The 12552-nt window shown below is 72.9% G+C and carries 10 protein-coding genes; 5 read left to right on the forward strand and 5 right to left on the reverse strand.

What is annotated here, in order from left to right; translation table 11 throughout:
• Nucleotides 1–233: 233 nt before the first annotated feature.
• Nucleotides 234–1127, reverse strand: a complete 894-nt coding sequence (locus FM112_RS15245) for an alpha/beta fold hydrolase (protein ID WP_087009151.1) — start codon at nt 1125–1127, stop codon at nt 234–236.
• 86 nt (nt 1128–1213) lie between these two features.
• Between FM112_RS15245 and FM112_RS15250 the strand changes: the two genes are divergently transcribed.
• The 3 genes from FM112_RS15250 (at nt 1214) to FM112_RS15260 (ending at nt 3986) form a co-directional block, all read left to right on the forward strand.
• Nucleotides 1214–1831, forward strand: coding sequence for a hypothetical protein (locus tag FM112_RS15250; protein WP_087009153.1), 618 nt, complete (start codon nt 1214–1216; stop codon nt 1829–1831).
• A 65-nt stretch (nt 1832–1896) separates the two neighbouring features.
• Entirely contained in the window at nt 1897–3297 is a 1401-nt protein-coding gene (locus FM112_RS15255; RefSeq protein ID WP_254910540.1) for an ATP-binding cassette domain-containing protein, read from the forward strand.
• Nucleotides 3294–3986 (forward strand): energy-coupling factor transporter transmembrane component T, encoded by a 693-nt coding sequence (locus tag FM112_RS15260; RefSeq protein ID WP_087009157.1) that lies wholly within the window; start codon nt 3294–3296, stop codon nt 3984–3986. The genes FM112_RS15255 and FM112_RS15260 overlap by 4 nt, the downstream gene beginning before the upstream one ends.
• 42 nt (nt 3987–4028) lie before the next feature.
• Here FM112_RS15260 and FM112_RS15265 read toward each other — a convergent pair whose 3' ends face one another.
• Both FM112_RS15265 and FM112_RS15270 read right to left on the reverse strand, forming a co-directional pair.
• Nucleotides 4029–4799, reverse strand: a complete 771-nt coding sequence (locus FM112_RS15265; RefSeq protein WP_087009159.1) for a glucose 1-dehydrogenase — start codon at nt 4797–4799, stop codon at nt 4029–4031.
• 135 nt (nt 4800–4934) lie between these two features.
• Entirely contained in the window at nt 4935–5876 is a 942-nt protein-coding gene (locus FM112_RS15270) for a LysR family transcriptional regulator (protein WP_087009161.1), read from the reverse strand.
• Nucleotides 5877–5953: 77 nt separating this feature from the next.
• Between FM112_RS15270 and FM112_RS15275 the strand changes: the two genes are divergently transcribed.
• On the forward strand, nt 5954–7705 hold the full coding sequence (locus FM112_RS15275; protein WP_087009163.1) for an L-aspartate oxidase: 1752 nt from the start codon (nt 5954–5956) through the stop codon (nt 7703–7705).
• Between the two features lie 84 nt (nt 7706–7789).
• On the opposite strand, the gene FM112_RS15280 is transcribed toward FM112_RS15275, so the two are convergent.
• Nucleotides 7790–9571, reverse strand: a complete 1782-nt coding sequence (locus FM112_RS15280) for an ABC transporter ATP-binding protein (protein ID WP_087009165.1) — start codon at nt 9569–9571, stop codon at nt 7790–7792.
• A complete protein-coding gene (locus FM112_RS15285) occupies nt 9568–11454 on the reverse strand; it encodes an ABC transporter ATP-binding protein (RefSeq protein ID WP_087009168.1) in 1887 nt (628 codons plus the stop codon). The genes FM112_RS15280 and FM112_RS15285 overlap by 4 nt, the downstream gene beginning before the upstream one ends.
• A gap of 341 nt (nt 11455–11795) precedes the next feature.
• On the opposite strand from FM112_RS15285, the gene FM112_RS15290 reads away from it, so the two are divergent.
• Nucleotides 11796–12353 carry a hypothetical protein gene (locus FM112_RS15290; protein WP_087009170.1) on the forward strand — a complete coding sequence of 186 codons (558 nt, stop codon included), beginning with the start codon at nt 11796–11798 and terminating at the stop codon, nt 12351–12353.
• Nucleotides 12354–12552: the final 199 nt, after the last annotated feature.

Consider the following 12552-nt stretch of genomic DNA (forward strand, 5'->3'; position numbering starts at 1 on the left):
CCTCGGCGGTAACCCACCGACCAGCCGAGTACGACCAACCTCCTGACCGGGTACATCTAGTCCGGTGTACGCATCTGCTCAGTGAGTGATCGGTTCGGCGATTCATACCATTTCGATCTGCACCCGCTGTTCCCCCTGGTTCTCGCGTCGGGCACTCCCTCTTCACGGCACGAGCCTCCCAAAGATCCGTAATCCACTCCACTCATCGCATCGTGCCCGCGCTCGAGGAGGGACTAACGGCGATCCGCGAGCCGATCCAAGAGCCTCCCGACCTCGGCGAGCACGAGTTCGGGCTCGGTGAGCGGCACGAGATGACCCGAGCGCTCGGCTCGGACGAAGCGGATCGGCGGATGCTCGGCCGCGGTGCGCTCGTGCGCGGCGACCATGGCCTCCCGCCTCGTCCGCGCGCGGGCGGACCGCGCGGGCCTCGTCCCCGAGATGAGGGTGACGGGGATGCCGTCGAGATCGGGCGGCGTCGACCGCAGCTCCTGCAGGCCGCTCCGGAAGTGCGCGAACTCCGCGGCCTCGGCTCGCTCGGCGTCCCGGCCGAGCGCCTGCGCGCGGACCGCCCGTGCCACGGGCGCCGGAAGCGGGTACGACCCGCGGGCCGCCGCGCGGAGCCGGCTCCGCATGGCGAGCGATCCCATCGCCCGTTGCAGCATCCGCCTGCGTCCACCCCTTGCCACGGGCAGGTCGAGGTGCTCGTCGCTGGGGTCCACGAGCACCATGCCGGCGACCCGGCCGGGACGCAGGGCGGCCGCGACGCGGGCGACGGGGCCGCCCCAGCTGTGTCCGACGAGCACGACGGGCCCGTTCGTCGCGCCGTCGATGAGCCGAGCGAGGTCGTCGGCCAGGCGCGCGAGGGTCCTCGGCTCGGGATCGCGGTCGCTCCGCCCCAGCCCCGCCCGATCGTAGAGGATCGACGGGGCCCGCTCCGCGACCGCGGCGTGCAGCGGCGACCACACGAGCCCGGGGGTTCCCATGCCTGCCTCCCACAGCACGACGGGTCCGCGAGCCGCGGCTCGCGTCCGTGGTGCCAGCCTCCGGTAGTGCAGCGCCCGGCCGTCCGCCGTCCGGAGGAGCCGAGCGGCGCCGACGACCTCCTCGAGGCCCTCGTCATCCGGCACGCTGGTGCTCCTCTCCGCTGCGGCGACTGCAGTATTCTGAGGGCAGCCTAACCTAACCACGCCAGCCTCTTCGAGAACGGACCTCCATGCGCCAGGCCTTCCTCGGCTACACCACCCGCTCGCTCCTCGTCTGCGTCGTGCTCGGCGCCTTCACGGCGGCCGTCCTGCACCTCGCCCGCTTCATCGGGATGCTGCTGCTCGCCGTCGCGCCGTGGTTGGGCTCGCCCTCCGCGCTCATCCCGTGGTTCGCCTTCATCATCGTGGCCGCGCTGCTCGTGCAGCGTCCCGGCGCAGCAGTGCTGACGGCGCTCATCGGCACCGTGGCCGGGGTGGGCGCGATGTCGCTCATGGCAGGAGTGGTGGTGGAGGCCGTCTTCCTCGTCGGCCGCGCGGTGCGGCGGCGCCGGCGCGGCGCGATCGCCCCGGTCGGAGACCGCGCCGAGCTGTGGCTCGCCGTCACCGCGGGGATCCTCACCGGCGGGATGAGCTACGCGACGCTCTTCACGATTCAGGAGTTCCTCGCGCTGCCGGCCGGGCTCATCGTCCTGGGCCTCGTCGTGCGGATCGTCGCGGGCATCCTGTATGGGTGGCTGGCGTTCGCCGTCGTGCGCGGCCTGCTGCGGGCCGGGTTCGACCCGGGCGGTCCCCGCCGGGCCCGACGCCTTGAGAGCACGACCTCGCCCTCGGCCGGGAGCCCGCGCTGATCCCCGCCGTCGCCGTCCACGATCTGCGCGTCGACTACCCCGGGCACGAGCGGGTCCTCGACGGCCTGAGCGCGGAGTTCGCACCCGGCAGCTATTCACTCGTCGCGGGCCCGACCGGGTCGGGGAAGAGCACGCTGGCCCTCGCGGTGATCGGCGTGCTCGAGGAGGCGACCGGTGCCGAGCTGTCGGGCTCGGTGCGCGTCCTCGACCGCGACATCGCCGAGGAGCCCGCCGCCGAGCGCGGCCGTGCCGTCGCCGCGGTCTGGCAGCGGCCGGACGTGCAGCTGTTCCGCGGGAGCGTGCTCGACGAGGTGCGCGCCGGACTCGATCATCGGCTCGTCGTGGCGGCCGAGGGCACCGCCCGCGCCCGAGAGGCGCTGCGTCTCGTCGGACTCGACCACCTCGACGAGGAGCGCGATCCGATGTCGCTCTCGGGCGGCGAGCAGCAGCGCCTGGCCCTCGCCGCCGCCCTCGTCCTCGATGCCCCGGTGCTGGTGCTCGACGAGGCGACCAGCGCGCTGGATGCGCGGGCCGCGCGGCGGTTCGGCGAGGCGCTCGACCGCATCCGCCGCTCGCGGTCCGTGACGATCATCGCCATCGATCATCGGCCCGATGCGCATCTCCCCCGCGCGGATCGGCTGCTCGTGCTCGACGAGGGGCGGATCGTGCTCGACGGCGCTCCGGATCGCGTCTACCGGGAGCACCGGTCGCGGATCGATCGGCTCGGAGTGCGGCTGCCCCGAGGATCGCGGCCGTCATCCGTCGCGTCTCCCGGCGCAGCCGCTCCCGGCACCGCTGATCCCGGCAGCGCCGGGACGGCGCTGCGTCTCGAGGGGGCCGAGGTGTCGGTCCGCGGCGTGCGCATCCTGCACGGGATCGATCTGCACCTGCCCGAAGGCGCCGTCGCCGTGCTGAGCGGCGACAACGGCGCGGGCAAGTCCACCCTGCTGCGGCTGCTCGCCGCCGAGGTGCGCCTCTCCCGCGGCCGGGTGCACCCGCGCCGGCGCACTCGAATCCGCCGGGGCATCGGCTCCGCGCCGCAGCGGGCGGGCGATCTGCCGCTCACCCCGACGGTGGCCGGCGAGATCCGCAGCGCCCTCGCGGCGGGATCCGCCCGCCGGGACGCGACGACCGCCGAGCGGGTCTCGCGCCTGCTCGAGGAGGCCGGTCTCGAGCGGCATGCCGCATCGCACCCCCTCCGGCTGTCTGGCGGGCAGCGTCAGCGGCTCGCGGTCGCCGCGGCGATCGCGAGCGGAGCCCGCGCGGAGCCGAGGCTCGTCCTGCTCGACGAGCCCACCAGCGCGCAGGACCGTCGAGGGACGGAGCTCGTGCTCGGCCTCGTCGCCGCGGGATCCCGGTACCGGGTCACGATCATCGCGACCCACGATCCGGAGGCGTTCGCGGCGGTGGCCACGCATCGCATCGAGCTGGATGCGGGGCGACTGACGGCGGTGCCGCAAGGATGACGGGAGCCGGACGGGCGCCGCTCGTGCACCCCATCGCCGTCCTGCTGCTCCCGCTGCCGGCGATCGTGTGCATCCTGTTCGCGCGCGACCTCCGCTTCGGGCTGCTCTGCCTCGCCGTCGCCCTCCTCGCCACGGCGTTGCGGGATCCTCGGCTCGCGCTGCGCGTGCTCCTCCTCGCAGCCGCGGCGACGGGAGTGCTCTGGACGGGCTTCGCGCTGTCGCTGCACGGCGCGGACGACCGGGCGCTCGTCGCCCTCCGCGGCGCGATCCGCATCGTCTCCATCATGCTCCTCTACGTCGCGACGTCCGCCGCCGTCCGCTGGCCCGTCCTCCGCGACACCCTCGTCGAGCGGTACCGCATGCCCTACCGGGTCGCCGACGTCCTCGGACTCGGCGGGCGATTCGCGGTGCTCATCCGCCGGGACCTGCGTGCCGCGGGCTCGCTGGCGCGCCTCCGCGCGCGTGGCCGCCCGCTCCGCACCGCGCGGCTGCTCTTGAAACTCGCCGTGCCCGTGCTGATGGCCTCGTTCCGGCACGCGGACGAGCTGAGCATCGCCATGGACGCCCGCGGGTTCGGGGAGCACGAACGGCGGACCGTGCACGACGCCGTGCCGCCCCGACTGCGGGACGCCGTCGTCCTCCTGCTGGTCTGGGCCGCGTCCGCGGCCGCCGCCATGCTGCTCGCGTGAAGGTGCGGGGCCCGTCCATCCGCCCGAGCCCCGCGATCACGATCACTGCGCGGTGTAGCCGCCGTCGATCACGAGTTCCGACCCGGTGACGAACGACGCCTCATCCGAGGCGAGGAACAGGATGCCGTTCGCGATCTCCTCGGGACGACCCAGCCGGCCGATGGGGTGGAGGGCGACGAGCGCCTCGCGGCCCGCATCGACATCGCCGCCCTCGCCCGCGACCGCTTCGACCATGGGAGTCCAGATGTAGCCGGGGTGCACGGAGTTCACACGGATGCCGTATCCCGACTTCGCGCAGTGCAGCGCGCTCGACTTCGTGAAGATGCGCACGCCGCCCTTGCTGGCGTTGTACGCCGCGAGGTTCGGATCGCCCACGAGCCCCTCGATGGACGAGACGTTGACGATCGAGCCGCCGCCGCTGTCCTTCATGGCGCCGATGGCGGCCTGCGTGCCGATGAACACGGCGTCGAGGTTGATCGACTGCAGCCAGCGCCATTTCTCGAGCGTCTCGACCTCGACGCTCGCCGTCGACGCCACGCCGGCGTTGTTCACGAGGATGTCGAGCCCGCCGAACTTCTCGACGGTCTTCTCGACGACGCTCGCCCACGCGCCCTCATCGGCCACGTCGTGCTCGAGGAAGAGCGCGTTCTCCCCCGAGGCGTCGATCGCGTCCGCGACGGCCCGTCCGGCCGCCGCATCGACATCCGTGACCACGACCTTCGCGCCCTCATCGGCGAGAAGACGCGCCGCGGCCTCGCCGATCCCCTTCGCCGCGCCCGTGATGATGGCGACCTTGCCCTCGACTCTGTTCATGATCTGGCTCTGCCCTTCTGTTCGGATCCGCCCGCTGCGCGCGGGCTCGACACCAGGTCGACGGCGGAGCCTGCCGCTCCTTCGCGGCCTGGACCCGGTCAACATAACACTCTGCGGTCACACGCTCCTGGCCGGCTAGCGCGCCGGGCTCACGAGGTGCTCGGCCGTCGCCCCGGGGCCGGTGAAGCGCTCGGCCACCTCCCGGATGAGGGCGCGCATCGCCGAACCGGAGTGCGTCGGCGTCATGTCGGTGCGGCGCGCCACGCTCACCGTGCGGGTGAGCCGCTCGTCGGCGAGCGGCGTCACCCGCAGCAGCGGCCTGCCCACGGTCACCATCGCGGGCACGACCGCGACGCCGATGCCCCGCTCCGCGAACCGCAGCGCCGCGTCCATCTCCACCCCCTCGACCGCGATCCGCGGCTCGAGCCCCCGCTCCCGGAACGCGAGGTCCACCGCAGCGCGCAGATCGTAGTTCTTCGGGAAGAGCACCTGCGGCACGCCCGCCAGCTCGGCGAGGCCGACGGGACCGCCGCCGAACGGATCCTCGCGGACCGCGGAAGACACCACGACCAGGCGCTCGCTCAGCACCGGCTCGCGCTCGATGACCGCCCTCGCGGTGCCCGAGGAGACGCTCGTCACGATGATCGCCAGATCCAGCGAGCCCTCCACGAGCGCCTCGATCAGGCTCCGCGATCCCCGCTCCAGCATCTCGATGTCGATCCCCGGATGGCGGGCCTGGAACTCGACGAGCACCTCCGTCACCAGGCTCGTGCAGAGCGTCGGCGTCGCGCCGAGCCGCACCCTGCCGCGCTTCAGCCCCGCCAGCTCGGCCATCTCGCTCCGCGCCGTGGCGGCATCGGCGAGCATGCGCTTCGCGAGCGGCAGCAGCCGTTCCCCCGCCGCGGTGAGCGTCACGTTGCCGCGGGCGCGGTGGAAGAGATCCACCCCGAGCTCCTGCTCGAGGGTCGCGATCTGCCTGCTCAGCGAGGGCTGCGCCAGGTGCAGGCGCTCGGCGGCACGGGTGAAGTGCCCGGTGCGCGCCACCTCCGCGAAGCCGGCGAGCTGTTCGAGATTCATGTCGATAGCCTAAACGCATCGTGATGATGAGAACTATTCATTAGAAGAATCAAGTCGGGCTCCCTAGCGTGGAGCGCATGAATGCATCCAGCAGCGTCAACGAACGTCTCATCTCCACCTCCGTCCTCGTCATCGGCACCGGCGGCGCCGGACTCCGCGCCTCGATCGAGCTCGCCGAGCGCGGCATCCAGGTGCTCGCCGTCGGCAAGCGCCGCAAGCACGACGCCCACACGACCCTCGCGGCCGGCGGCATCAACGCCGCGCTCGGCACGATGGACCCCGAGGACAGCTGGCAGCAGCACGCCGCGGACACCCTGCGCGAGTCCTACTTCCTCGCCGACCCCCGCATCGTCGAGATCGTCACCCGCAACGCCGCCCGCGGCATCGAGGACCTCGAGCGCTGGGGCATGCCCTTCGCCCGCGAGGAGGACGGCCGCATCAGCCAGCGATTCTTCGGCGCGCACCTGTACCGCCGCACCTGCTATTCGGGCGACTACACGGGCCTCGAGATCCAGCGCACCCTGCTCCGCCGCGCGCAGGAGCTGCAAGTGCCCATCATCGACACCGTCTACATCACCCGGCTCCTCGAGAGCGACGGCCGCATCTTCGGCGCCTACGGCTTCGACATCGTCGACGGCACGCCAGTCGTGATCCACGCCGACGCCGTCATCATCGCCGCCGGCGGACACAACCGCATCTGGCGGCACACCTCCTCGCGCCGGGACGAGAACACCGGCGACTCCTTCCGGCTCGCGGCGCTCGCGGGCGCGAAGATCCGCGACGCCGAGCTCGTGCAGTTCCACCCCTCCGGCCTGCTCGAGCCCTCCGACGCGGCCGGCACGCTCGTCTCGGAGGCCGCGCGCGGCGAGGGCGGCATCCTCCGCAACGCCCTCGGCGAGCGGTTCATGGAGAAGTACGACCCGGAGCGCATGGAGCTCTCCACCCGCGACCGCGTCGCGCTCGCGAACTACACCGAGATCGCCGAGGGGCGGGGCACCGAGAAGGGCGGCGTGTACCTCGACGTCTCGCACCTGCCGCGCGAGCAGGTGCTCGGCAAGCTGCCGCGCGTCTACCGCACCCTCATCGACCTGCAGATGCTCGACATCACGAAGGAGCCGATCGAGGTCGCGCCCACCGCCCACTACTCGATGGGCGGCGTCTGGGTGGACGCCGAGACCCACGGCACCGGCGTCGATGGCCTGTACGCCATCGGCGAGGCCGCGAGCGGCCTCCACGGCGCCAACCGTCTCGGCGGCAACTCGCTCATCGAGCTGCTCGTCTACGGGCGGCTCACCGGCGGCGACGCCGCGGCGTACGTGACCGGGCTCACCGAGATCCGCCGCGACCCCGAGGCCGTCGCCGAGGCGCGCGCCGAGATGCAGGGGCTGCTGACCGGCGACGGCCAGGAGAGCCCCCGCCTGCTGCAGCGCAGCCTGCGCAACGTCATGACCGAGCACGCCGGCGTGGTGCGCGACGAGGAGGGCCTCAAGGCCGGTCTCGCCAAGCTCGACGAGCTCGAGGAGCGCGTCGCGAACCTCACCGCGCATCCCGACATCGCGGGCTTCGACGACCTCGCCCACGCCTTCGACCTCTACGGCTCGATGCTCGCGGCCCGCGCCACCCTCGAGTGCGCGCTCGAGCGCCGCGAGACCCGCGGCTGCCACAACCGCTCCGACTTCCCCGAGCAGCGCGAGGAGCTGCGCGGCAACATGGTCTGGACGCCCGACGGCGGCGTCACCTTCGAGCCGGTGGCCGAGGCCCCCGACTCCTTCCGCGAGCTGGCCGCCCGGCAGATCGACGACTCCCCCGTCGGCAAGCTGGCCGAGTAGCCGCGCCACCACGACCGGGTGCCCGATCCCTCGGGCGCCCGGTCGCCGTTTCCGGCGGGCCTCGCCCTACTCCCGCCGGCGGCGTCAGCGCCCCGGGCCGGCTGGCTCCGCCGTGGCCGCCCATGCCTCCCAGAGCCGCGCGTACACGCCTCCGGACGCGACGAGCTCGTCGTGGGCGCCGTCCTCGATGATCCGCCCCTCGGCCATCACGAGGACGCGGTCGCACGCCGCCGCCTGGCTGAGCCGATGGGCGATCACGATCCCCGTGCGCCCCGCGAGCGCCGCATCCGCGGCGCGGTCGAGCAGGCCGGCCTCGGCCGAGCCCGACTCGGCCGTGGCTTCATCGAGGATCGCGAGCTCGGGATCCGCGAGCACGACGCGCGCGAGCGCGATCTGCTGCGCCTGTGCGGCCGTCAACTCGCGGCCGCCCGATCCGAGCCGCGTGTCCAGGCCCGCGGGCAGCAGCGCCAGCAGTCCCGACGAGCCGGTGGCCTCGAGCGCCGCCTCGATCTCCGAGTCCTCGGCGCCGGGAGCCGCGAGGGTCAGGTTCTCCCGCAGCGTCCCCGCGAACACGTGCACCTCCTGGCTGATCACGGCGGTCCGCTCGGGGCGCTCGACCGTGCCCGCGTCGGGCGGGTGGATGCCGGCGATCACGGCCGCGAGCGTGGTCTTCCCCGCCCCCGAGGCGCCGACGACCGCGACGCGCCGTCCGGGCTCGATCGTCAAGTCGACGCCGTCCAGCGCCCGGCGGCCCTCGTCGTAGCCGAAGACGGCGCCGCGCAGGCGGACCGCGGCGCGCTCCCCGGACGCATCCCTCCGCGCCGTCGCATCCCGCTCGTTCTCATCCGCGTCTGGGCCTCCCATTGCCGGGCTCCCCTCGGCGACGGGCGCGAGGATGACGCCGATCATGCGGTTCAGCGAGGCGGCCACCGACTGCAGCACGTCGACGACGAACAGCAGATGGTTGATCGGGCCGAACAGCCGCAGGAAGAGCAGCATCGCCGTCGTGGCGGCCCCGACCGTGGAGAGCCCCGCGTCGATGAGCCAGAATCCGGCGAGCAGGATCGCGGCCATGCCGAGATACTCGGCGAGGTTGAGGCGCCCGAAGAACATGTTCTGCACGGTGCGCGCCCGCAGCGAATAGCGCACCACCTGCCACGAGGCCTCGAGCACCCGCTCGTGGCGGCGGCGCCCCAGCCCGAACCCGACGACGGTGTCGTAGCCGCGCTGCGATTCCAGCAGCTGCTGCGCCCGGTCGCTCATCGCGGCGCGCTCCGCCTGGTAGATGCGCGGAGCGGTCCGCAGGTACCAGCGCATCGTGACGCCGTAGACGGGCAGCACGGCGATGAGCGCGAGCCCGAACCACGGGTCCAGGGCGGTCATGCCCGCCAGGGTGACAGCGATCGTGAAGCCCGTCGTGGTGAAGGCCGGGATGATCGACGGCGCGGCGTCGGCGATCTGCGCGACGTCGTCGCTCGTGCGCGACACGAGGTCGCCGGTGCCCGCGCGTTCGATCGTGTGCTGCGGCAGGGCCATCGCCCGCTCGACGAGGCGCTCCCGCAGCCTGGCGAGGATCGCGTGATACGTGCGGGCGGCCAGCACCGTGGTCAGCGCCGATCCCGCCGCGCCCGCGATCGCGGCGGCGATCATGGCCGCCACCACCCGGAGCAGCGTCGACAGGTCGCCGGTGCCGTCGTGCACGCGGTCCACGAGGTAGCCGATCGCCGCCGGCGCGACGAGCCCCGCGGCCGCGCTGGCGATGCCGAGCACGACGACGAGCAGGAGCCGGAGGCGGTGACCCCGGCTCGTCCGCCAGACCTCCCGCCAGGTCTGCCTGCCCTCGGATACGGGCAGCCCGTGCGTCATGATCCGACCTCCTCGGTGTCGTGGATGTCGGTGTCGCGAATGCTGGTGCCGCGAATGTCGACGACGCGCTCGCAGGCGTTCAGCAGCGCGGGCGAGGAGGCGATGAGGATCGTCGACCGGCCCCTGCGCGCATCCGGGATCCGCGAGGCGATCCGCGCCTCGGTGACGGAGTCGACCGCGATCGTCGGATCGTGCAGCACCAGCACCGGGGCGTCGGCGGCGAGGGCGCGCGCCAGCGCGAGACGCTGGCGCTGACCGCCCGAGAAGCGGTTGCCCATCTCGCCCGCCGAGGCGTCCATGCCGCCCGCGACGTCGAGGAAGTCCTCGCACGCCGCGGCGGCCACCGCTCGGCGGATGCGGTCGCCGCCGCCCGCCGCCGGGTCGAGGTTCTCCGCAATCGAGCCGCTGAAGAGCACGGCGTGATGCGAGCCGACGGTGATCGACGCGCGGTATTCGGCGTCGGCGAGCCGGTCGGCGGGCTCGCCGTCGACCCGCACCCGGATTCCGGTGCCGTGATTCGGATGCAGCAGGGCGTGCGCGATGCGCGCGGCCGTCGCGTCGTCGGCGCGCAGCCCCACGAGCGCGCCGGGCTCCACCCGGATCGGCTCGTGCCCGGGCACGGACAGCAGCAGCTCGGGCGGCGCGCCGGACGGTCCAGGCGCCGGAGTATCCCCGCTGCGCTCGTCCTGACGCCGCGGCTCATCCTGCCGGTCTGCGCCCTGCCGGCCTGCATCCTGCCGGCCTGCATCCTGCTGTGCCGCATCCTGCAGGTCTGCCTCCTCCCGCTCTTCGGCCGAGGATTCCGCGGATGCCGCGGCGGCTCGGTGCTGCTCGAGCATCCGGCCGCTGGAGGCGACTCCGGCCGCCCAGAGCGGCACCGCGTTGCCGGTGAGCATGCGCATCGGCGGCAGGAGCGCCTGCGCGAGCCCGACCGCGGCGATGAGCCCGCCGACGCTGAGCTCGCCGCTGATCGCGTACCATCCGGCGAGCCCTGCGATACCCGCGATGAACGCGCCGCTCAGCGCATCGCTGCCGGTGAGGTAGCGGCCGAGCGCGCCGACCGAGCGGTACGCGCCGTCCCGCGTGAGGGTGCTCGCCTCGCGGTAGCGGCGCGTGGCTTCGGCCTCGGCGCGCACGCCCTTGATCACCCGGTAGCCGGTGACGAGGTCGGTCGCGCGACCCACGGCCCCGGCCAGCAGGGTCTGGTACTCGCGGCTCGCCGCCGCGTACCTGCGGCTGAAGCGCCCCATCAGCAGCACCGCCAGCGGTGCCCCCACGAGCACGACCACGCCCAGCGGCCAGTGGATCACCAGCAGCGACACGGCGATGAAGACGACTCCGGCGAGTTCGCCGATCGGGTACACGGTCAGCCCCAGCATGCCGACGCGGGCCACGTCGTTCGTCATCGTCGACACCACCTCGCCGCCGGGACCGCGGGCGGCGCCTCCCTCGGGATGGAGGATGCTGCGGGAGAGCGTCGCGCGGAGACGGTGCTGCACGATCTCCGCCGCGCGGTCGGTCATCTGCGCGGCGAATCGGAACGAGAGCGAGAGCATGAGGAAGTTCGCGCCCAGCACCAGCAGCCAGAACACGAGCGGCATCCCGGCCCCGGTTGCGAGCGCGCGATCGATGGCGGCGCCGGCGATGACCGGCACGATCGCCTCGCCGATCTGGTGCGCCATCGAGAACACGGCCGCGGGCACGGTCAGCCGTTTCGCGGAAAGCAGCACCCGCAGCAGGAATCGCGGTGCGCTCATGCCCTCGGGGATCTCGAACGGCGTCACGGCGGGCGGCGTGGATGCGGCCTGCCCGAACACCGGCAGCCGGCGGGTCAGCGCTCCCCGTCCGAGGCCGGCGGGGTCGGCGGCGCTAATCCGCGCCATGGCCGTGTCCCTCCGCAGCGGGTCGAGGGCCCGTCATCGGGTGCGACGGCGATACGTGCGGATGCGCGGCGAGACGGGGAGCGATCCTGAACATACGTGCAGCGGTTCCTTCGGGTCGGGGGACGTGAGATGGCGATGCCTCCGGAGTCGCCGGGCGGCTCGCGCAGGAGCCATTCCGGATAACGAGTGGCGCCCCGGCCGCACTCGGGTCGGGCGACTCGTTCGCAGAGCCATCAAGTAAGGCTACCCTTACTTTCGGCTCTACGGGTTCCCGTCTTTTCGCCATCCGGGTTCCCGTCGATGAACCCGATGCGGCGCGTTCGGCGGATACGCTATGCCGCATGAACCCGCAGGCGACGCCGCCGTATTTCGACGACCTCGACGGCGAGGGGCTCTCCCCGAAGACGAGCCATCCCGCCTACACGAGGGCCGCGCCCGGCTGGTTCTGGGATGAGGGCGACCCTCGCGCGCCCTTCGGCGGCGACGACGGCAACGACACGCTCCGGAACCTCGAGGAGTACTACCGGGAAGGCGGCGACGACGAGCATGCTCCCGGCTTAGTCGCGTCGATGCTCGCCGATTGGGGTTACGTGCCCGAGCACATCTGGGAGAGCGGGCAGGGAGAGATCGTCGAGTGGCTCGACGCCGATGCGATGCACATCCGCTACCTGCATGGCGAGGCGGATGCGTTCGTCGCCGCTGCCTGCGCGCAGTTCAAGATCGCGGGCTGCATCCACCCCGCGCTGCACTTCTGGGCCGAACGCGCGACGATGCTGCTCGAGCACGTGCTCGACGAGTGGGAGCAGCGGGCCTTTCAGGCTTCGGCGGGGCGCTACGCGGAACGGCTGAGCGCGATCCGAGCCGTGCTCGCGGCGGCACCCGAACCGTCGCAGGACTAGACCGGAGCCGGGCGGGACCGGGCTGGACCGGGCTGAAACAGGCCGAGGCATGGTCCCCACCTCAGAAACCGGTCGCACTCTCGAGCCTCGGTGCGCCTCGCCGAGTTATCGCCGCGAGCATCTCCGCCGGCGTCGCGTGCGCGTTGGCCGGTCGCGTTGCCCACCATGATGATGCCGATAAACCCGACCAGTGCCGCGT

It is taken from the genome of Gulosibacter sp. 10 (assembly GCF_900163695.1).
Taxonomy (GTDB): domain Bacteria; phylum Actinomycetota; class Actinomycetes; order Actinomycetales; family Microbacteriaceae; genus Gulosibacter.